Origin of the sequence: Mycetocola reblochoni REB411 (assembly GCF_900163835.1) — a bacterium.
Taxonomy (GTDB): domain Bacteria; phylum Actinomycetota; class Actinomycetes; order Actinomycetales; family Microbacteriaceae; genus Mycetocola_B; species Mycetocola_B reblochoni.
The window spans coordinates 1-20,376 of record NZ_FUKR01000018.1; the positions used below are offsets into that span (position 1 = coordinate 1).

The 20,376-nt window shown below is 71.0% G+C and carries 17 protein-coding genes, 1 tRNA gene and 1 pseudogene; 13 read left to right on the forward strand and 6 right to left on the reverse strand.

Features of this window, described 5'->3' with window-relative positions:
- Positions 1–346 precede the first annotated feature (346 nt).
- From FM119_RS02855 to FM119_RS02895, 9 genes and pseudogenes are all read left to right on the forward strand, one after another.
- Positions 347–1,162, forward strand: coding sequence for a LamB/YcsF family protein (locus FM119_RS02855; protein WP_245827222.1), 816 nt, complete (start codon positions 347–349; stop codon positions 1,160–1,162).
- Positions 1,159–1,878 (forward strand): 5-oxoprolinase subunit B family protein, encoded by a 720-nt coding sequence (locus FM119_RS02860; RefSeq protein ID WP_121657652.1) that lies wholly within the window; start codon positions 1,159–1,161, stop codon positions 1,876–1,878. The genes FM119_RS02855 and FM119_RS02860 overlap by 4 nt, the downstream gene beginning before the upstream one ends.
- Positions 1,875–2,873 carry a 5-oxoprolinase subunit C family protein gene (locus FM119_RS02865; protein ID WP_179205174.1) on the forward strand — a complete coding sequence of 333 codons (999 nt, stop codon included), beginning with the start codon at positions 1,875–1,877 and terminating at the stop codon, positions 2,871–2,873. The genes FM119_RS02860 and FM119_RS02865 overlap by 4 nt, the downstream gene beginning before the upstream one ends.
- A 14-nt stretch (positions 2,874–2,887) precedes the next feature.
- Positions 2,888–4,201, forward strand: a complete 1,314-nt coding sequence (locus FM119_RS02870) for an MFS transporter (RefSeq protein ID WP_087136191.1) — start codon at positions 2,888–2,890, stop codon at positions 4,199–4,201.
- Between the two features lie 94 nt (positions 4,202–4,295).
- Positions 4,296–5,585, forward strand: coding sequence for a Glu/Leu/Phe/Val family dehydrogenase (locus tag FM119_RS02875; protein WP_087136192.1), 1,290 nt, complete (start codon positions 4,296–4,298; stop codon positions 5,583–5,585).
- 105 nt (positions 5,586–5,690) lie between these two features.
- Positions 5,691–6,881: a pyridoxal phosphate-dependent aminotransferase gene (locus FM119_RS02880; RefSeq protein ID WP_179205175.1), complete on the forward strand. Its 1,191-nt coding sequence runs from the start codon at positions 5,691–5,693 to the stop codon at positions 6,879–6,881.
- Positions 6,878–7,504 (forward strand): 4-carboxy-4-hydroxy-2-oxoadipate aldolase/oxaloacetate decarboxylase, encoded by a 627-nt coding sequence (locus FM119_RS02885; protein ID WP_087136194.1) that lies wholly within the window; start codon positions 6,878–6,880, stop codon positions 7,502–7,504. The genes FM119_RS02880 and FM119_RS02885 overlap by 4 nt, the downstream gene beginning before the upstream one ends.
- A 60-nt stretch (positions 7,505–7,564) precedes the next feature.
- Positions 7,565–8,392, forward strand: a pseudogene (locus FM119_RS02890) (transketolase); the annotation flags it as partial.
- The gene (locus FM119_RS02895) at positions 8,389–9,372 is read left to right on the forward strand and encodes a transketolase family protein (protein ID WP_087136196.1); all 984 of its coding nucleotides are present in this window, start codon (positions 8,389–8,391) and stop codon (positions 9,370–9,372) included. The pseudogene FM119_RS02890 and the gene FM119_RS02895, both read left to right, overlap by 4 nt.
- 115 nt (positions 9,373–9,487) lie before the next feature.
- On the opposite strand, the gene FM119_RS02900 is transcribed toward FM119_RS02895, so the two are convergent.
- A complete protein-coding gene (locus FM119_RS02900; RefSeq protein ID WP_087136197.1) occupies positions 9,488–10,504 on the reverse strand; it encodes a zinc-dependent alcohol dehydrogenase in 1,017 nt (338 codons plus the stop codon).
- 102 nt (positions 10,505–10,606) lie between these two features.
- Here FM119_RS02900 and FM119_RS02905 point away from each other — a divergent pair, with 102 nt between their 5' ends.
- Positions 10,607–11,218, forward strand: coding sequence for a TetR/AcrR family transcriptional regulator (locus FM119_RS02905; protein WP_087136198.1), 612 nt, complete (start codon positions 10,607–10,609; stop codon positions 11,216–11,218).
- Positions 11,219–11,388: 170 nt separating this feature from the next.
- Here FM119_RS02905 and FM119_RS02910 read toward each other — a convergent pair.
- The 4 genes from FM119_RS02910 to galU form a co-directional block, all read right to left on the reverse strand.
- Positions 11,389–11,461 (reverse strand) — tRNA-Ala (locus FM119_RS02910).
- A gap of 43 nt (positions 11,462–11,504) precedes the next feature.
- Positions 11,505–12,605 carry a hypothetical protein gene (locus FM119_RS02915; protein WP_087136199.1) on the reverse strand — a complete coding sequence of 367 codons (1,101 nt, stop codon included), beginning with the start codon at positions 12,603–12,605 and terminating at the stop codon, positions 11,505–11,507.
- A gap of 213 nt (positions 12,606–12,818) precedes the next feature.
- Entirely contained in the window at positions 12,819–13,472 is a 654-nt protein-coding gene (locus FM119_RS02920) for a GNAT family N-acetyltransferase (protein WP_087136200.1), read from the reverse strand.
- A 34-nt stretch (positions 13,473–13,506) separates the two neighbouring features.
- Entirely contained in the window at positions 13,507–14,409 is a 903-nt protein-coding gene (galU, locus tag FM119_RS02925) for a UTP--glucose-1-phosphate uridylyltransferase GalU (RefSeq protein WP_087136201.1), read from the reverse strand.
- A 78-nt stretch (positions 14,410–14,487) separates the two neighbouring features.
- Between galU and FM119_RS02930 the strand changes: the two genes are divergently transcribed.
- The 3 genes from FM119_RS02930 to mscL are packed head-to-tail and all read left to right on the forward strand — an operon-like array spanning position 14,488 to position 15,790.
- Entirely contained in the window at positions 14,488–15,084 is a 597-nt protein-coding gene (locus tag FM119_RS02930; RefSeq protein ID WP_087136202.1) for a 5-formyltetrahydrofolate cyclo-ligase, read from the forward strand.
- A 7-nt stretch (positions 15,085–15,091) separates the two neighbouring features.
- Positions 15,092–15,328, forward strand: coding sequence for an FmdB family zinc ribbon protein (locus FM119_RS02935; RefSeq protein WP_087136203.1), 237 nt, complete (start codon positions 15,092–15,094; stop codon positions 15,326–15,328).
- 33 nt (positions 15,329–15,361) lie between these two features.
- Entirely contained in the window at positions 15,362–15,790 is a 429-nt protein-coding gene (gene mscL / locus FM119_RS02940) for a large conductance mechanosensitive channel protein MscL (protein ID WP_087136204.1), read from the forward strand.
- A 497-nt stretch (positions 15,791–16,287) separates the two neighbouring features.
- On the opposite strand, the gene FM119_RS02950 is transcribed toward mscL, so the two are convergent.
- Positions 16,288–20,226: an AAA family ATPase gene (locus FM119_RS02950; RefSeq protein WP_179205176.1), complete on the reverse strand. Its 3,939-nt coding sequence runs from the start codon at positions 20,224–20,226 to the stop codon at positions 16,288–16,290.
- Positions 20,227–20,376 lie beyond the last annotated feature (150 nt).

Here is a 20,376-nt window from a genome sequence, read left to right on the forward strand (position 1 = left end):
GTCGCCCGCGGCACGCAGGATACGCCGATCGTTCTTGACCACGTCCTTGCGGGGTTTGCTCGCCACTCCGGCCCTCTCGTCGCGCTTCGTCTAGACACAGGCTAACGCGCCGTCCACGCGACGGCCGTGGCGTTCCTCGGCCCTCCCGCGACTGCAATGCGAGAACAAAACACAACTGTCGTCGTATTTATCACCGGAAAACAGGGGTTGAAGTGAGGGAAACGACATGGAAACACATGAGAAATACGGACGAATCGCGGGAACTGGCACGCTTGACACCAATCAACGGGAGGCGTAGACAAGTGCAAGCAGAATCTTGTTTCATGATCATCCAATGGAGGACGACGTGACGATCTCGATCGACCTGGTCGCCGATGTGGGCGAAAGCTACGGCGCCTACCGCCTCGGGGACGACTCGCTGCTGGACTCGCTGTCCTCCGCCAACGTCGCGTGCGGCTTCCACGCGGGAGACCCCGTCGAGATGGACCGGATCGTCGGCCTCTGCGTCGACCGCGGCGTCGCCGTCGGAGCCCACCCCGGCTTCCGCGACGTCGTCGGCTTCGGCCGCCGGCGCATCCAGCTCAGCCGGGCCGAGGTGCGCGCAGAGACCCTCTACCAGATCGGCGCCCTCAGCGCGTTCACCCGACGACACGGCACCGACGTCCAGCACGTGACGCCGCACGGGGCACTTGGCAACCTCTGCGTCGAGGACGAGCTCTACGCCGCCGGCGTCCTCGACGCGGTCATCGACGTCGACCCTTCCCTGCCCGTCGTCACGCAGGAGGGCGTCCTCGCCGAGCTCGCGCGCAGCGCAGGGGTGCCCGTCGCCATCACCGCCATGGCCGACCGCGGATACCGCGCGGACGGCTCCCTGGTGCCGCGGAGCGAGCCCGGCGCCGTCATCCACGATAGGGCGGCCCTGGTCGAGCGGGCGGTCAGGATGGTCCGGCAGCGCTCCGTCACCTCCGTCGAGGGCACGGAGGTCGCTCTCGACTGCGCGACGGTCCTGCTCCACGGCGACGGCGATGACGCCGCACCAGTGGCCGCCGCGATCCGGAGCGCGCTCCTGGCCGGCGGCGTTGAGATCGCCCCGATCAGGGAGGTCCTCGCCCGCTCCGCCGCGGCGGGGGACGACCGACCCATCGACGGACGCGACTCGTGACGACGCATCCGGCGGAACAGCTGGTCATGAGCGGCTACGGCGACTCCGCGCTGCTCGTGTCGCGCCGGCACCCCGACCCCGCACGCAGGTGGGCGCTCATGCAGGCCGTCGCCGCATCGCTGCGCGCCCAGCGGGTTCCCGGCGTCGAGGCCGTCGTGGCGACGTTCGAGGACCTGCTGGTCGAGTACGACCCCCTGGTGTGCGACGGCGACGAGTTGCGCCGGCGCATCGCACTGTCGGCACCGGCAGAGGAACCACCGCTCGCGTCCGGCCGCACCGTGCGCCTGCCGATGGTGTACGGCGGCGACAACGGTCCCGACCTCGACGACGTCGCCGCCGAGCTCGGCATCACCGCAGACCAGCTGATCGACAGGCACTCCTCGACCGACTGGACGGTTGCCTTCACCGGGGCTCCCGCCGGGGCCCCGCTGCACACCGGCGAGCCGCTCGGCGCGACGCCGATCCGCCGGCGTTCGTCGCCCCGGGTGCGGATCCCCGCCGGCACCGTCGCGCTCTCCGGTACCCAAGGGACCATCTACACCGTCGAGGCGCCCGGAGGGTGGCGCCTGATCGGCCGCACCCCCGTCCGGATCATCCGTCAGGGCTCAGACGACTTCGTGTCCATCCGCCCGGGAGACACCCTGCGGTTCAGCCCCCTCAGCGAAGCGGAGTTCGCCGCCTTCACCCCGGTCGACGTCGCGGAGCTGATCTCGTGAGCACACTCCGGGTCGCGACCGCGGGGCGGTCGCAGGTGACCGACCTCGGCCGTTACGGCTACGCGCACCTCGGCGTGCAGAGCAACGGCGCGGCCGACCAGCGCTCCGCGCGGACCGCGAACGTTCTCGTCGGCAACGCGCCGGACGCCCCCGTCATCGAGATCACCACCCTCATCGCCGCCGAGTTCGTCACAGACGAACGCATGCTCGTCGCGGCGACCGGCGCCGTCGGCCGGCTGCTCCTCGACGGTGCCGAGCAGCCGGCCTGTACGCCGATCGTCACCTGGCCCGGCGCGCGGATCCGCCTGGAGCCGGGCACGGCGGGCATCCGCGCCTACCTCGGGGTGCACGGCAGCATCGTCGCGGAGACCCAGCTGGGAAGCGTCGCCTCTGACCGCCTCATCGGCTGCGTCAACGAGCTGCACGACGGTGACGACCTCCCGGTGCGCGATGGCCGCGTCCGCGCCCCCCTGCACCTGCCGCTGTTCCGCAGCGGGCTGCGGCCGCTCCGGCTCGGCAACGACTGGACACTCGACGTCCTCCCCGGCCCGGACGCCGACGATTTCCCTCGCTTCGCCGAGAGCGCCGCATCGGAGGAGTTCCACGTCGGGGCCCAGAGCGACCACATCGGTGTCCGCTTGGACGGCGCGACGTTCCCGCGGACGTCGACTCACGAGGTCCTCTCCCGCGGCGTCCCCCTCGGTGCGATCGAGGTGCCGCCGAGCGGCTCCCTCATCGCGCTACTCCGCGGCCGACCGTTGACCGCCGGCTACCCGATCCCCGCGGTCGTCGCGCGAAGCTCCCACCACCTGCTCGGCCAGCTGCGCCCCGGAGACTCCGTCCGGCTCCGTGCCGTCGGCGTCAGGGACTCGCTCGACGGACAGCTTGCCTTCGAGCGTGAGCTCCGCGCCCTCGCCGAACGGTGCGCCTCCATGTTCGAGGCCAGCGCCGTGTTCCCCTCCTGCTCCGCATCGCACGCCGCCCCCGCGGCCTGACAAGAGAGACCACCATGACCGACACACACACCACCACGGCCCAGGGCCCGCAACTGAGCCCCCGCCAGCTGCGAAAGGTCGTCTTCGGCGGCACAGCCGGCGTCTTCGTGGAGTTCTTCGACTACGGCATCTACGGATTCCTGGCCGGCACGATCGCCCTGGTCTTCTTCCCGCCCGAGTCACCGACGGCCGGGCTGATCATGACCTGGGGCATCTTCGCGCTGACCTTCCTCATCCGCCCCCTCGGCGGCCTGATCATCGGCGCCTTCGCCGACCGCAAGGGCCGCCGCGCGGCGCTGGTGCTCTCGCTCACCCTCATGACCGTGGCGACGGCGGGAATCGGCTTCCTGCCCGGATATGCCACTATCGGCATGGCCGCTCCGATCCTGCTTCTGGTCCTGCGGCTCGTCCAGGGGTTCTCTGCCGGTGGCGAGGTCGCCAGCGCCTACTCCTTCGTCGCGGAGAACGCCCCGAACAGATCGCGCGGCTTCTTCACCTCGCTGCCGCAGTTCGGCTCGTACCTGGCCATGCTCTGCGGAACCTCCATCGGCGTCGTGCTCTCCAACGCGCTTCCGGCGGACGCGCTGCAGGACTGGGCCTGGCGCGTGCCGTTCTTCATCGCGATCCCGCTCGGCTTCCTCGGCTACTGGATCCGCCGCTCGCTGCAGGACACGCTCGCCTTCCTCGAGGCCAAAGAACAGGGCGACATCGCCGCGAACCCGGTCACCGCCACCTTCACGACGCCGGCGACGCTGCGCCGCGTGCTGTTCGCGGTGGCACTGGCGCTGCTCAACAGCTCCGGCTACTACATCCTGTTCAACTACATGCCCTCCTACCTCAACCGCGAGCTCGGCTTCGCCCCGGGCGAGGGGCTGGCGGTGACGGCGCTCGCCGTGCTCGTCATGCTCGTGTCCATCCCCCTCATGGGCCGGCTCTCCGACGCCGTCGGCCGGCGCGCGGTGCTCATCGGTTCCGCCGTCGCCTCGGCCGTGCTCGCGGTGCCCTGCTACGCGCTCATGGCGCAGGGCAGCTTCGGCCTCGCCGTCCTCGGTGCGATGCTTCTCGCCGCCGCCTTCGCCGGGCACGCGGCCGTCATCAACGTCACCCTCGTCGAGCTGTTTCCCACCCGGGTGCGCGGCACCGCGTACTCCCTCGGCTACAACATCTCGACGGCCATCTTCGGCGGCGCGGGACCCCTCGTGATGACGGCCCTCATCGCGGCCACCGCGGTCACGGCGATCCCCGCGTACTACGTCGTGCTCACCGCGGTCGGCACCGGGGTCGCGGCACTGTTCCTCAGGGACCGCGCCGGGAAGCCCATCGAGTGAGCCCCGGCGGGCGGGCGGTTCCGACGCCCGCCCGCCGCGGCCGACCGAGCCGAACCCCGACGATCGACACGCCACGAACGACAACGGAGACACCATGAGCCAGATCCTCGACGGCCGGAGTGCCGTCGCAGCCGAAACGCGCGGGGCGTCGCCGCTTCACGCCGCCAGGCACCAGCTGAGGGAGGCCGTCGACACCCTCGGACTCGGCGACGCCGAGTACGAGATGCTCAGCACACCGCGTCGTGAGCTCACCGTCAGCATCCCGCTCCGCTGCGACGACGGCACGACCCGCACCTACCTCGGCTATCGGGTCCAGCACAACCTCTCCCGCGGCCCGGCGAAGGGAGGGGTGAGATTCAGCCCCGCCGTCAACCTCGACGAGGTCCGTGCGCTGGCGATGTGGATGACCTGGAAGTCGGCGCTGCTCGACCTGCCGTACGGCGGAGCCAAGGGCGGGGTGGCCATCGATCCGCGCGGGCACACACTCGGCGAGCTCGAGCGGGTGACCCGACGCTACACGAGCGAGATCGCCGGATTCATCGGCCCCGACCGTGACATCCCCGCCCCGGACATCGGTACCGACGAACGCACGATGGCGTGGATGATGGACACCTTCTCCGTCGGTGCGGGCCACACCGTGCTCGGCGTGGTCACGGGCAAGCCCCTCGAGCTGGGCGGGTCGCGGGGCCGGGCATCGGCGACGTCCCGCGGCCTCGGCCACGTGGTGCTCGCCGCGCTGAGAGACCTCCGCCTGGGGGGCGGTGCGACGACGGCCGCGATCCAGGGCTTCGGCAAGGTCGGGCGGGGCCTGGCCGCTTTCCTGGCGGAGGCGGGGGTCCGGGTCATCGCGGTCAGCGACGAGGACGGTGCCGTGTGCAACGACGGCGGCATCGACGTGACCGCGCTCGGCGAGCACGTGGACAGGACCGGCGGCGTGGCCGGGTTCGCCCTCGCCGACGCGCTCCCCGGAGGCGAGCTGCTGGAGATGGAGGTGACAGTGCTCGTCCCTGCGGCGGTCGAGGGCGTGCTGACGGCGGAGAACGCGCCGCGCGTGCGCGCCCGACTCATTGTCGAGGGGGCGAACGGCCCGACCACCCCGGAGGCGGACGCCGTCTTCGAGGCTCGAGGCATCACCGTCGTGCCGGACATCCTCGCCAATGCCGGCGGGGTCCTGGTCAGTTACTTCGAGTGGGTGCAGGGCAACCAGTCCTACTGGTGGACGGAGGACGACGTCGAGCGTCGGCTGCGCGATCGGATGCTCGCGTCCTGGGAGCGTCTGCTGGCGACGGCGCGGTCGTCGCGGCGGTCGCTCCGCCGCACGGCGACGGCGCTGGCGGTCGAGCGGGTCGCCGACGCCCACCGGCTTCGCGGCCTGTACCCGTGACTCGGCACTCCCGATAAAATAAGAATGAGTTAGTGTTTTAACACCGATCCACCTCCCCGTCGCATTCCATCTACGCTGCTAACGATGAAGGTTCGCACCACAATCATGACTGTAAAAACAATTCCACTCTCACTTCCAGATCGAATCCTCGCCGCCTCCCGGCGCCCGGCGACCCTCGGCCTCGTCCCCGCCGGTGCCATCTCTTTGGCGATGGGCGAGCCCGACGGCGGATCAGCCCCCGACGTCGTCGAGGCAGCCGTCACCGCGCTCCGTGCCGGCCGGACCACCTACGCGCCGCTGACCGGGCTGCCGGAGCTCAGGGAACGGCTCGCCGCACGCACCGAAGCCGACTCGCGGCGCCCGACCACCGCAAACGAGATCGTCCTCACCCACGGCGCGAGCGGCGCGCTGGCCGCCACGATCCTCGCCTGCCTCAGCGCCGGCGACCGCGTTCTGCTCCCCGAGCCGACCTACTCGCTCTACGCCGACCAGATCGCCATGGTCGGCGCCGAGGCGGTCGGCGTCCCGCTCCGCACGGATGGCACCCTCGACCTCGACCGTCTCGCGGAGCTCGCGCCGACGGCCCGCATGATCATCGTGTGCAACCCGGCCAACCCCACCGGCCACGTGCTCGACGCCGACGAGGTCACCGGGCTCGCGGCGCTGCTGACGGTCAACCCCGGACTGCTGCTGTTGTCGGACGAGGCGTACGGCTCCATCGTGTTCGACGGCGTCCCGTTCATCTCCGCCCTCACGCTCCACTCGGTCCGCGACCAGGTCATCACCGTCGGGACGTTCTCCAAGAGCTGGTCCATGACCGGGTGGCGCCTGGGCTGGGTCGTCGCGGAGGCGGCGACCGCAGCACGGATCGCGCTCGTGCACCGGACCGTCAACGGAGCGCTGAACACCTTCGTCCAGGACGCGGCCCTCGTCGCGCTCGACACCCCTGCCGAGTCCCTCGCCGCCGACGCCGCCACCTATCAGCGCCGCCGCGACCTCGTGCTCAGCCACCTCAGCGACCACGAGGCGATCACGATGAACCGCCCCACCGGGGCTTTCTATGCCTTCCCGCTGGTGCACGGACCACTCAACTCGACCGAGCTCGTCGCGGCGTTCGCCGACGGCGGCGTCCTGCTGAGAGCCGGGACCGAATACGGACCCTCAGGCGAGGGACACGTCCGCATCTCCTTCGCCACCGACGACGCCAGCCTCGTCGAGGGCCTCGCCCGGATGCGACGCGTTCTCGACCGCATCGGACGCCCGTCCGACCACACCGATGAAGGAGCGACACGATGACCACCATGACCGCAGACAGCCGCCTCAGCCGGCTCGCCGAGCTCGGCGCCGCCACGGTGTACGAGGCGCACGGCCAGCGCGGCGCGATCGACCCCGCGCTGAAGCCGCTCGACCGCAACACCGTGATGGCCGGGCGCGCCGTCACCGTTCGACTCGAACCCGCCGACAACTGGTTCATCCACATCGCGCTGCTCGAGGCCGGCGAGGGCGACGTCCTCGTCGTCGACGCAGCCGGCTACGTCGACGCCGGCCCGTGGGGCGACGTGCTCACCCTCGCCGCTCAGCAGAGGGGACTGGCCGGGCTCGTCATCGACGGGGCGGTGCGCGACAGCCGGACCATCGTCGAGGCGGGCTTCCCCGTGTTCTCCCGCGGGGTCTGCATCCGGCGGACCACGAAAGTGCAGCGCGGCGAGGTCGGCGTCCCGGTCACCATCGGCGGCACCGTCGTCAGCACGGGCGACGTCCTCATCGGCGACGCCGACGGGCTCGTGCGCATCGGCGGCGACGAGATCGACGCCGCCCTCGCCTCCGCGGAGGCGCGCGAGGCGAAGGAGGAGCGGATGCGCGCCCAGATCAGGGCCGGTGCGTCCACCCTGGACCTGCTCGGCCTCCCCCACGCCTGACGACCCCGACGAGAAACGGACCACAATGACCACTCCGCCCCCGCTCTCCCCGCCGCCGATACGGCTCGGCTGGCCGAGCTCGCCCGCGAGATCAGGGTCTCCATCGTGCAGATGCTCGAGAACGCCCGCAGCGGCCACAGCGCCGGTCCGCTCGGAATGGCCGACCTCCTGGCCGTCCTGTTCGGCCATTCCCTCCGGCACCGTCCCGAGCAGCCCGGCTGGGAGGACAGGGACGTCTTCCTGCTCAGCAACGGACACACCGCTCCGGTGCTCTATGCGGCGATGGCGCACACCGGCTACTTCCCCACGGACGAGCTCATGACGCTGCGCCGTCTCGGCTCCCGACTGCAGGGTCACCCGGAACGGACGGCCCTGCCCGGCCTCGAGAACACCAGCGGCCCCCTGGGCAGCGGCCTCTCGCAGGGTGCGGGCTGGGCCCAGATCGTCCGCGACCTGGACGGCCGCCCCGACCGCGTCGTGTACGTAATGATGGGCGACGGCGAGCTCAACGAGGGAAACATCTGGGAGGCGGCGATGTATGCCGCCAAGTATCGGCTCGGCAACCTCATCGGGATCGTCGACCGCAACTTCATCCAGATCGACGGCGACACCGAGGACGTGATGCCCCTCGGCGACCTGGCCGGCAAGTGGCGCACCTTCGGCTGGCACGTCGTCGACATCGACGGGAACGACATCGCCGCGATCGTCGAGGCCGTCGACGAGTGCCGCCGGGTGACCGACCAGCCCTCCGTCATCCTCGCCCGCACGGTTCCCGGCCGCGGAGTGCCCTACATGGAGCACGACCACACCTGGCACGGCCGCGTCCCCACGTCCGAGCAGGCGGACATCGCCGTCGCCGCCCTCACCGCCGAAGGAGAAACCCGATGACCGCCGCAGACCGAGCCCCGAGCGCCCCACCGCTGCCGACCGAACCGATCCGCATGGGCTTCGGCCGCGGTCTCCTCGAGGCGGGACGTCGCAACGACCGCGTCGTCGCACTCTGCGCCGACCTCGTCGAGAGCACCCAGATGCACCACTTCCGCGACGCGTTCCCCACGCGCTTCTTCGAGGTGGGCGTGGCGGAGCAGAACCTCGTCACCGTCGCCAGCGGCATGGCCGCGGCCGGCACGGTGCCGTTCACGAGCAGCTACGCCGCGTTCAGCCCCGGCCGCAACTGGGAGCAGATCAAGACCACGGCCGCACTCAACGACCGACCGGTCAAGGTGGTCGGCTCCCACGCCGGACTCAACGTCGGCCCGGACGGAGCGACACACCAGATGCTCGAGGACATCGCCCTGATGCGCGTCATGCCGAACATGGTCGTCGTTGCCCCGGCCGACAGCGTCGAGGCGGAGAAGGCGACGATCGCGCTCGCCGCCGACCCCCGCCCCTGCTACCTGCGCCTGGCCAGGGACGCGACGCCCGTGTTCACCACGCCGGAGGACCCGTTCGTGCTCGGCAAGGGGCGGGTCCTGCGCGCGGGTTCGGACGTCACACTCGCCGGCACCGGCACGATGACCTGGCAGCTGCTCGCGGCTGCGGAGGCTTTGGCCTCCCACGGCATCGACGCCGAGGTGCTGCACTTCGCCACGATCAAGCCGTTCGATGCCGATCTGCTGGTGTCGAGCGCGGCGAGGACCGGCTTCGTCGTGTCCGCCGAGGAGGCGCAGATCGCCGGGGGGTTCGGCGGGCTGGTCGCCGAGACCCTGTCGGAGCATCGCCCCACTCGGCTGCTCCGTCTCGGCGTGGAGGACCGCTACGGCGAGTCGGGAGCACCCACCGAGGTGGTCGAGCACTTCGGGCTGACCGCCCGCAGGCTCGCCGCCCGGATCGCGGAGGCGCTCGGCGTCACCAGGGCCGACGGCTGACCGGCGCGGGCACGGCGCCTCGCACTCCGTCCCGTCGGCGAGCAACGGGGCGCGGCGATGTCCTCGTCGCCGCGCCCCGTCACCGCTGCCCGCCAGCGGCTCCCCCCTCGCCGCCTCAGTCGAAGACGACGACCACCTTGTCGGCGGCTCCGGGCGTGCGCGCCAGCTCCAGAGCGTCAAGTGTCTGGTCGAACGGGAAGCGGTGGCTGATGATCCGGGCGTACTTGTCGGCGTTGGCGATGATCGCGTCGGTCACCTCGAAGATCTCGGTGGGGTAGCCCATCGACGTCCTGATGTCGATCTCCGTGGCCAGGATCGCGCCGAAGTCGACCTCGACCGGCCGCTTGTGCACCGCGGGGATGGTGAGGACCGCACGGTGCTTGGCCGCCGCGAGGATCGTCTGCACAACGACGGGCGCCCCTGCGGCGTCGATGTAGACGTCGCTTCCCGCGCGTCCGCGGTGTCCGATTCCGTCGGCCGCCTCGCCGTGGAGCTCGATCAGCCGCGCGATGACGTCCTCCTCGGCGGAGTTGATGACCGCGTCCGCACCGACGGCGAGCGCCACCTCGAGCCGCGTCGGCTGGATGTCGACGACGACGACGTGCGCGACGCCCTTCGACTTCAGGCTGATGGCCGCGCCGAGCCCGACCGGACCCGCGCCGAACACGACGGCACGGTCGCCCTCGCTCGCGCCGGAGCGGTTGACGGCGTGGTGCGCGACCGCCATCGGCTCGTTGAGGGCGGCGACCTCCCACGGGATGTCCTTCGGCACGACGCGGAGCTGACGCCCCGGCTCGTTGTCGATGACGAGCACATACTCGCTCAGCGCGCCCTGCGCCCCGCCAGAGCCGAGGAAGCCGTCGGTAAAGGCCATCGTGTCGATGACGACGTGGTCGCCGAGCTCCACGCCGACGGCGTCCGGTCCGAGCTGGACCACTTCGGCGGCAGGCTCGTGCCCCAGGGGCGTCGCGCCCTGCCGCGGCGGGATCCCGCCGACGTGGGTGTACATGGCGTCCGATCCGCAGATGCCGCATGCCTTGACCTTCAGCAGCACATCGCGGGGTCCGACGGTGGGCGTGTCGGTCTCGACCCACTCGACGGTGTCGGGACCGGTGACGATGACGGATTTCATGGGGCTCCTTCGCGGGGGGGGGCGACACGCCTGCGACGATGCGGGCGGTCGGTGTTCGTCGAATAACCTTACCGTGTTCAGAAATAGACGGGCAGGGACGTCATGACGACCACAGGCGCGGGCCGGCCCGCACAGACCTCGCACGCGGAGCTACGCGAGCTCGCGATGGCGATGTTCGCGGAGCGGGGCTATGACGACACGTCCCTCGCCGATGTCGCCCGCGCCGCGGGGGTGAGTCGCACGACCCTGTTCTCCTACGTGCCGGCGAAACGCGATCTCCTCTGGGAGGAGCACGATGAACGCGATCGCCGCCTGGAACGGTACCTGGCCGCGCCGCCGGACGGCGAGCTCGTCGAGGTGCTCGTCGGAGCGCTCCTGGTGATCGCCCGATACGACTGTGCGGACCATCGCCGCTTCGCGTCACGGGCCCGGATCGTCGGGGGATCGCCGGAGCTGCGCGCGTACTCGGCCCTGCGGACCGCGGAGCTCGCCGAGCGGATCGTCGCTCTGGCCCGCCTCCACTCCCCCCTGCTGGCCCCGGATGCGGTCGGCGACGTCGCCAGGGCGCTCATGGCGATCGCCGCCGCAACGATCGAGGACTGGGGGCGGAGCGAGATCGTGACGGAGGATCTCGACGTGGCGATCCGCCGGCGGGTGGCACCCTTCCTCGCTCCGCTCAGCGCAGTCGCGGACGGCTCGTCCACGCGGAGCTGAGCGGTCGGCTGTGCGGTCGCGAAGCCGCCGCCAGCGAGCCCGATCCGCCCCGGCCCGGCCCGGCCCGATGCCACAGCCACCCGCGAACCCGAACCCGAACCCTCATCGTCGGACCGCCCCGCCCGCAACAAAGAATCCCGCCCTCACCGGAGTGAGAGCGGGATCTGTTGTGGACCTAGGGGGATTCGAACCCCCGACCTCTTCATTGCGAACGAAGCGCGCTACCAACTGCGCCATAGGCCCGAGTACCCGACAAGCCTAGCACGGCGGCGGGCCGGCTCGTGACCTAGCCCGCGTTGCGCCGGCGGCGGAGGATGTCCGAGACGTCGGTGCGGGAGTCGTACTCGCCGACGCGTCCCATCTGGGCGAAGGGGTTCTCCTCGACCGCAGCCCGCCCGGCCTCGGCGCGCTCGACTGCATCCCGCTCGGCCTGATCGCGCTCGGCGCGCTCGCGACGCGCGCGCTCCACCGCGGCGGCGTCCTGCACGATGTCCGCCTGCCGGGCACTCGCCATCTCGGCCATGACCTGCGCGAGCGCGGCCTGGCGGAGCGCCTCCTGTGCCTCGACACGGGAGAGCGTCTCGTCGGCGAGCGAGCCCTGGGTGCTCTGCAGCGCATCCGGAAGGGGCGCGCTGTCCCAGAGCGGTCGGTGCGTGGCCACGCGGGGGGCTTCGATGCGCCCCTCGTCCTGGTCGTACAGCGTCGCGGCCTCGGCCACGTCGTCCGTCGCCACGACGACCATCGGGCGGCGCGCGCTGCGCTCCGCGACGACGGCCATCCGCGCCAGGGCGGAGGCCGCGGCGACCGCGACGACCAGCCCGCTCACGAGCAGACCAGCCCCGGCGCCCCCGGCGACCGCGGCGACGCCCGCACCGATCAGGGGGAAGCTCACGAGCAGCAGGGCGGTGGCGACCAGGCGGGCACGACGGCGCGACGCAGCGAGGTCTCGAGCCCTCACCCGGGCGGCAACGACCGGGTCGGTCGCGGCATCGAGGCGCTCCTGGGCCTGGCGTTCCTGCATCTGACGGCGCTCCTCGTCCTTGGTCCGGTCCCGCTCCGTTCGCGCGGCCGCAGCCCTCGCCCGACGGTCGCGCCACGCAGCGGTTGCAGCAGCCCGGCGGGCCCGACGGCTGGTGCCCTCGCGCAACTCGGCGTCACGGAGAATTCTCTTCTGCTCGGCGATCTGTTCGCGTGATGCGTCCACAGTCACCTCGGTGGGACCGTCGGCGCCCTCGGCGAGCACCCGCATGGTCCGCTGCAGCCGCTCGGCGTTCCGCGCGGTCGCCCGGTACTGGTGCTGACGGCGCAGTCCGGGGATCAGGCAGACGAACCAGAGCAGCACGACCAGCGCGAAGACCACCCCGCCGCCCCAGATCTGACTCGTCATGGTCCAACGGTAGGAGCAGCCGACCGCTCAGCCCCGCATTGCGGCGGTGTGTCCCGGCGTGTTGGCCGCGACGGCGTTCGGCGTCGGCGTTCCGCGTCGGCGTTCCGCGTCGGCGTTCCGCGTCGGCGTTCCGCGTCGGCGCTCGGTGTCGGCGGCGGTCCGGCGGGCGTCCCCGCCCATCAGCGCCGCACACGGTTGTTCCCGACGCACCGCTCAGACGAAGGGCGAGTACCGGATCGGCCGCGCAGCCGCCGCGATGTCCTCCGCGGGGATGCGGGCGTTCTCCGGCGGCACCCTGCCCTCACGCCACCGCCGCAGCACGCCCTCACCGACCTCCTCGGAGACCAGCGCGAAAGCGAAGTGGTCGCGCCAGTCGCCGTCGATGTGGATGTAGCGTCGGCGCAGCCCCTCGTAGCGGAAGCCGAGCTTGGTGACCACCCGCAGGCTCGGCGCGTTCTCCGGGCGGATGCAGATCTCCATCCGGTGCAGGCCCCGCGCGAAACAGAGGTCGGTGGCGAGGGCGACGGCCGTCGGGGTGACCCCCTGCCCGGCGGACGCTCGCGTCACCCAGTAGCCCAGGCTCGCCGACGCGAGCGAGCCGTAGGTGATGCCCGAGACGTTGAGCTGCCCGGCGAAACGCCCGTCCACCTGCATCACGAGCGGCAGACCGGTACCGGCGCGTTCCTGCTGGAGCAGGGAGCGGATGCTGCCCCTGACGTCGAACGCTCGCGCGCCGTCGGGACTTGACGCCTCCCAGCGCTGCAGCCACGCCCGATCGGCCAGCAACGCCTGCTCGACGGTGCGGGAGTCACGCACCCTGATCGTCCGGATCGAGACCCGGCCGTCCGCGAGCGGCGGGTCGATCATCGACGCGCCACGGGACGGCTGAGACCCCGCATCATCACTCGTCGGCGTTCTGCGACGCGACGAAGCTTGCCAGCCACGGCTTCAGCGCGGGGCCGAGGTCCTCGCGATCGCTGGCCAGCTGCACGATGGCCTTGATGTAGTCGAGGCGGTCGCCGGTGTCGTAGCGGCGGCCGCGGAAGATCACACCGTACACGCCCCCGGCGATGGCGTCGTCGGCCGCGAGCTCCTGCAGAGCGTCGGTGAGCTGGATCTCCCCGCCCTTGCCCGGAGCCGTGCGCTCGAGGATCTCGAAGACCTCGGGCTTGAGCACGTACCGTCCGATCACGGCGAGGTTGGACGGGGCGTCCTCCTTCGCCGGCTTCTCGACGAGCCCGGTGATCTTGACGACGTCGGGGTTGTCGGTCGGCTCGACCGCGGCGGCCCCGTACATGTGGATGCTGTCGGGGTCGACCTCCATGAGGGCCACGATGGTGGCGTCACGCGACTCCTGCTCGTCGATCATCGTGGTCAGCAGCGGGTCACGCGCGTCGATGAGGTCGTCGCCGAGGAGAACCGCGAACGGCTCGTGTCCGACGTGACGCTTGGCCCGCAGCACCGCGTGCCCGAGGCCGAGCGGGTCGCCCTGGCGGAGGAAGTGGATGTCGGCCATGGCGGAGGACTCGACGACGCGGTCGAGCTTGGCGGTGTCGCCCTTCTTCTCGAGCGTGTGCTCGAGCTCCGTCACACGGTCGAAGTGGTTGGCCAGCGCGTTCTTGTTGCGCCCGAGGATCATCAGGACGTCGTTGAGGCCGGCGTCCACCGACTCCTCGACGACGTACTGAATCGCCGGCTTGTCGACGACGGGGAGCATTTCCTTCGGGAGCGCTTTGGTCGCGGGCAGGAAACGGGTTCCGAGGCCAGCGGCAGGGATGACGGACTTGGTGACACGTGAAGGCATGCTTCCACTCTACTGTCCGGTGCGGAGGAACGGCCGGTCCTCGTCCCCACGGACGCGGCGGTGCCTATGCTTGAGGGCATGGACACCCAGGCGGACCACCAGAAGCGCGCCATCCGAGCGGAGCTGCGCGAGCGGCGGCGGACCATGACCTCGTCCGAGAGGGAGTCGGCGGAGAGCGGCCTGACCGCACGGCTGATCGAGCTCGCCGGACGCCACGACGCGCACACCATCGCCTGCTACCTGTCCGGCCAGAACGAGCCCAACACGCGGCCGTTCCTCAACACCGTCATCGCCGACGGCATGAAGGTCCTGTTCCCGATCACGAGGGAGGACGGGCTGCTCGACTGGACCGACGGCGAGAGCGGCGCGGAGGTCATCGGGCTGTTCGGCACGCCGGAGGCCGTGGGCAACATCCTCGGGCCCATCGCCATCAACGACGTCGACCTCATCATCGTGCCGGCGGCCGCCGTGGACTCCACCGGCATGCGCCTGGGCTGGGGCCGGGGCTTCTTCGACAAGACGCTGGGGTCGATGGAGCGCTGCCCGCCGGTGTACGCGGTCGTGTTCGATGGGGAGTTCGTCGACACCGTACCGTCCGAGGTGCACGACCAGCGCGTGAACGGTGTCGTCACGCCGACGCGTATCATCGAGTTCTCCGCCCCCTCCCCGTTCTAAGGTCCCCATGCCCACCTATTCCTACGCCTGCGCCCAGTGCGGCAATGCCTTCGATGTCCACCAGTCGTTCAGCGACGATGCGCTGACCGTCTGCCCGTCCTGCGGCGGCCCGCTGCGCAAGGTCTACGGCACCGTCGGTGTGACGTTCAACGGATCGGGCTTCTACCGGACGGACTCGCGCAGCTCCGGCCCCTCCGGTGCGTCCTCTGGTTCATCCGGCGCCTCATCAGTATCGTCGTCGTAGGGGTGGTCGACCGGGCCACAGGAGGGAATAGCCATGCTTAATGGTTTCAAGGAGTTCATTCTCCGCGGCAATGTGGTCGAGCTGGCCGTCGCGGTCGTCGTCGGAACGGCGTTCACCGCGCTGGTGAACGCGCTGGTCGACAGCGTGTTCAACCCGCTCATCGGGGCGCTGTTCAACGCGGACGACCTGACGAACGCGCTTGACGTGACGATCACGCTGACCGCGGGCAACGCCACGCTGAAGTTCGGCGCCGTGATCGCGGCCATCATCCAGTTCGTGCTTGTCGCCGCGGTGATCTACTTCTGCGTCGTGCTGCCGCTGAACAAGCTCAAGGAGATGACGGACCGCAAGAAGGCGAAGGGCCTGGTCGAGGAGGCGGCGGCTCCGACGGAGCTCGAGCTCCTCGCCGAGATCCGTGACCTGCTGTCGGCCGACGGCACCAAGCGCGAGTCCCGCCACTGAGCTGACCGTTTCGGCCGGGGTCCCGGCCGACACGAACGCGCCGTCATCCGCCGTTCCCCTCGGGGATCGGCGGATGACGCGTTTCCGGGGCGGGCTGGCCTGTCCGGGGCGGGGGGCGAGGTCGAGGCTGCCCGCCCGGACGGCGTGGTCAGGACCAGTGCGGCGGCAGATCCCTGAGGTAGCGCTCGTCCTCGGGCGAGGAGGTCGTCCGGCGCGCCGCGTCACGGCGGCGGGCCACCTCGGGGCTGGGATCGCTCCCCGGCGCCGGCTCGAGTCGGGCGCGCCGCGACCCGAGGCGTGTCACCCGCTGACGCGTGCCCGGCGCGGTCCCGACGTCCTCCGCGACGGTGCCGGTGTCAACGGAGGAGTCCGCAGCACTAGCGGAGCTCGGCGTCACATCGTTCCCGCCGCCGGCATCCGTGCCCGCACCGCTTCCGGAACCAGCGGCAGTGTTTGTTCCGTCGTCGGCGCCTGATCCGGCGTCAGTCCCGGAGCGCTCACCGTCCATCGTGATGGCGGTCCTGGTCCGGCGCCGTGCCGGTGTCGACGGAGCGGTCTGTCGCCCCTTCCTCTCCGGAATGGGGCGGCGTCCCCGCGGGACGGTCATCGTCGAACGGTGTCGCGGGCGACCCGGCCGACCCGGGACCGTCGTCGACGACGGCACGGGCGGACGGATCGGCCACATCGACGCCCGTGTCGCGAACGGTCTGGATCGCCTCGGCCACGTCAGTGGTGGTGACGAGCTCGGCCGCGGCGGGGTCCCTGACGCCCTCCGTATCGACCGCCGGTGACGCGATGACCGCGATGGGCTCGGTGACGGGGGCCAGCGGCTCGACCGGTGCCGGGTTGAGGATTTCGACGACGCGGTCCGCGACGGCGTCCGGGTCACTGAACAGGTCGAAGCTGTGCACCCTGAGGTAGTGCCATCCGAGTCGGCGCAGCACCCCCGGGCGCAGACGCAACGACTCCCGCAGGGTGTCCGAGGCGACCTCGCCGTCGGACTCGATGGCGACCGCCGTCTCGTCGTCGGCGACCACGAGCGCGATCTTCCCCCGATAGCCCACCTCGACCTGAAGGCCCCTGGTGTAGAGCCGCTCGGCCAGGTCCACCATCATCGGCGCGGCGTCGTCGGTGTTGGCCGGGGCGGGCTCGTGCGGCTCCGACTGTGCAAGGATCTGGGCCAGCGCGGCCACGCCGTGCTGAATCCGCCCCTCCTCGAAGTCGTCCGGCCTGATGCACGAGACGATGCGCATGGAGCGCCGCGCGCGCGTCATACCGACGGCGAGCAGGCGATCGCCCCCCGGCTCGGCGAGCGCACCGAAGTTGGACAGGACGCGCCCGTGCGGCGTCACGCCGTAACCGAGTGAGAAGATCACCCGGTCCCGGCTCTCGGCGACGGACTGCTCCAGGGTGTACACGCCGAAGGGCTCAGCCCGCTCGCGCAGAAGGAACCCGGCGAGCTCGGTGTGCGTCGAGAACGCCGCCAGGACGGCCTGCTGGACGCGCGTCGCGTGCTTGTTGCTCGCGGTCACCACCATGAGGGACTCGCGCGGCCGCTCCCTGGCGTGCTCGAGCACGAGGTTGACGACCCGTTCCACCTCGGCATCGACGCTCTCCACTCCCCCGGTCTCTGGGTCGGGCATGCCGTGGCCGTTCGGGACGTAGTCGATCGTGAGGCTTCCGTGGCCGAGGAAGGATCCCGCCCAGGGCAGCGACTCGATCTCCCCGCCGTAGAACCGACGGTTGACCAGTTCGGCGAGGTCCTCGCCACCGGCACGATAGCTGTGGGTCAGTGTGAGTGACGGCAGCAGCGACGCCAGCTGGTTGATCGCGGAACGGTCGTGCAGCGCCTGCGCGTGCTCGGCCCGCAGCGGCGGCTCCGCCGACGTCCCGATCGCCGTCCGGAACGGCGTCGGGCTCTGCGTCACCGGGTCACCGACGGCGACGACCTGCTTCGCTCTGCGGATCGCACCAGCGTTCTCCGCGAGCGTCGTCGCCCCCGCGTCGACGAGGATCACCGTGTCGAACACGATGTCCTCGGGCAGCTGCGCGACCTCGTACGGCGAGCTCATCCAGACGGGCGACAGGGTGCGGAACAGGTGGGGGGCGACGCGGTGGACGGTCTCTGCGGTGACCCGGTCGCCGCGCAGCAGCTGCTTGAGCGCCGAGGCCTCCCCCGGCCAGTCGACCAGACCGACCTTCCAGGCGTCGGCGAGGCTCGCGGCGAGGACCGCCCCTGAGGCGGCCGCGTGCGCGTCGTCGACGAGCCGGAAGTCCGACTCGAGCCGGTCGATCACGCTGGTGTTGGCCCCCAGCAGGGCCTTGTCCTCGGCGAGCATGCGCTCGAGGACCGACTGCCACCAGGCCAGCTCCAGCTCGCTCGCCACCCGGCGCTCGGGCACGTGGCGGACCGACAGGTCGTTGATGAGCGGGTCGAGCCCGAGCTCGCGCAGCTGGGTGATGAGGGTGGTGCGCTCCTGCAGGTTGTCCATCACCGTCGAGTCGGCGGCCAGACCGGCCATCACCCGGACCAGCTCGTTGATCGGCACCGCTGTGAGCGCCTCGTCCCTGGCGCGTCCGAGGGGACGGTCCAGGGCGGTGAGGTCCGCCGCGATCTTCTGGTAGGCGACCTGCACATCGTTGATGCCGAGCGGGACGTCCGGGGCGACCCCGGCGGAGACGTAGCGCTGCCACAGCGTGCGCTGCTGCTGGATCTTGCGGAGCGACTCGTTGAGGTCCCCGACGTGGACGCCGGGTCGCACGTACTCCCGTGCCAGCTTGCGCAACCGACGGCGGTTCACCGCCGACATGCCCTGCGCGTCCCTGCGATTGCTGGTCGCGGCGATCAACTCGCCGAGGGGGCGGTCGAACACGGCAGGGAGGAAACGGTCGAGCGTGTCACGGATGTCGAGGAGGAGCCGCAGGTACACGCCCAGCTCGTCGATCGACTCGAACGGCCGCATACGGGTCTGCCCGATGAGCTCGTAGGCGCGCTCAAGGAAGCGGGGAAGCTCGACGCTGTTGAGCTTCTTCGCCAGGGCGTGGGCCGCCTGGGCGTCCGCGGTGGCGTCGAAGTCGGCCCCGTACCAGGGCGAGTCGCCCGGGCCGTACTGGAACTCGCCCAGCGCGGCGGCGGCGGCGAGCTTGGCCGCGGCCTCGTCCCTGCGCTCAGCGAGCGCGGCCAGCGCGTCCGCATCCAGTCGCGCGGTGGTCAACGGCGGCTCGGGGAGCGCGCCGAGCCGGGTCAGCGCTTCCATGGCGTCGATGACCGAGCCCAGGTAGCGCGGATGCGTCCGCTGCAGCGACGTCCGGTAGTCGAGCAGCACGCGCCTGAGCCGCACGAGCGCGTCGTCGATGTCCGCCGTCCGCGGTGCCTGCGCCTTCTCGTTGCGGGTGATCGCCTGGATCAGCTCGCGCCGGAGGGTGAGCGACTGCGCGGCCATCCCCGGCACCCCCACCCGCTCGAGGCGGTGGCGGATGCCGTCGAGCGTGGCTCGTCGGGCACTCACGACGAGGACCCTCCTGTGCTGGGCCACGAGGGCACCGAGGGCGTTGACGACCGTCTGCGTCCCGCCCGTCCCCGGCAGGCTCGTGACGACGACCGACTGGCCCGCCTCGATCTGCGCGATGACGTTCTCCTGCTCTGTGTCCGCGTCGAGCAGGAGGGTGTCGGTCGCGGGCGGGCGCTCGTCCTGTCCCACCGCGTCGACCGGCGAGAAGAGACCCGAGACGGTGCGCCGCGCGTATTCGTCCCCCGCGAGGGCGTCGAGCACCGGGTGGTCGAGCTCCTCCAGGTCGCGCACCATGGCGGCGCCGACGTCGGCGAAGGACGACACCACGAGCCTCGGGTGCACGGCGAAGGACTCGATGTGGGTCGTGACGCTGCGCAGCCGGTCGATCACCGGCTGCGGCTTGAAGTCACCGGTCGTGACGGCGAGCTCCTCGAACGCCGTGGCATCGAGCGTGATCCCGAACTGCTGCTGCATGACCCGAGCGAGCTCGGGGTTGAGGACCGTGTTGCCGCGCAGCTTCAGCTCGAAGTCGCGGCCGTACCTCCGGATCGCCATCGGCCGGAGCAGGACAGGAGCCTCGTACTCGACGTCGTCGTGGCGCCAGGTCGCCAGACCGACCGCCAGGTGGATCGCCTCGATGCCACGCACGGTGCGCATCTCGATTCCCTTGTCGGTGATCCGCTCGGCCGCGATGCGCGCCCGACGCAGGGCCAGCTCGTCGCGGATGAGGCTGGACAGCAGCGTCGACCGCCCCATGATGAACTGGGGAAGCCCCCCGGGGTGGGTGGTGCTGAGTTCGATGTGGGTCCCGGAGGCGTCTACGAAGTGGAGCAGCGGCGAGCGCCCGCCCGCCACAGACAACTCGGCCCGCCATTTGGACCTGGTGGTCTCTGCGGCGTCCTCGGCTGCTGGCGTTTCGCTCATCTGCGCGCTCCCTGGATCATCCGCGGCCTCGGGCGCAGGGCGAAGCGTCGGGTCAGCGCCACCGGCCGGACGCTGCTCCTGCTTTCGATCGAGAGGCCACACACGGCAAGCCTATGACCACCCGGCGAGAATTCCTGGAGACAAGCCGGG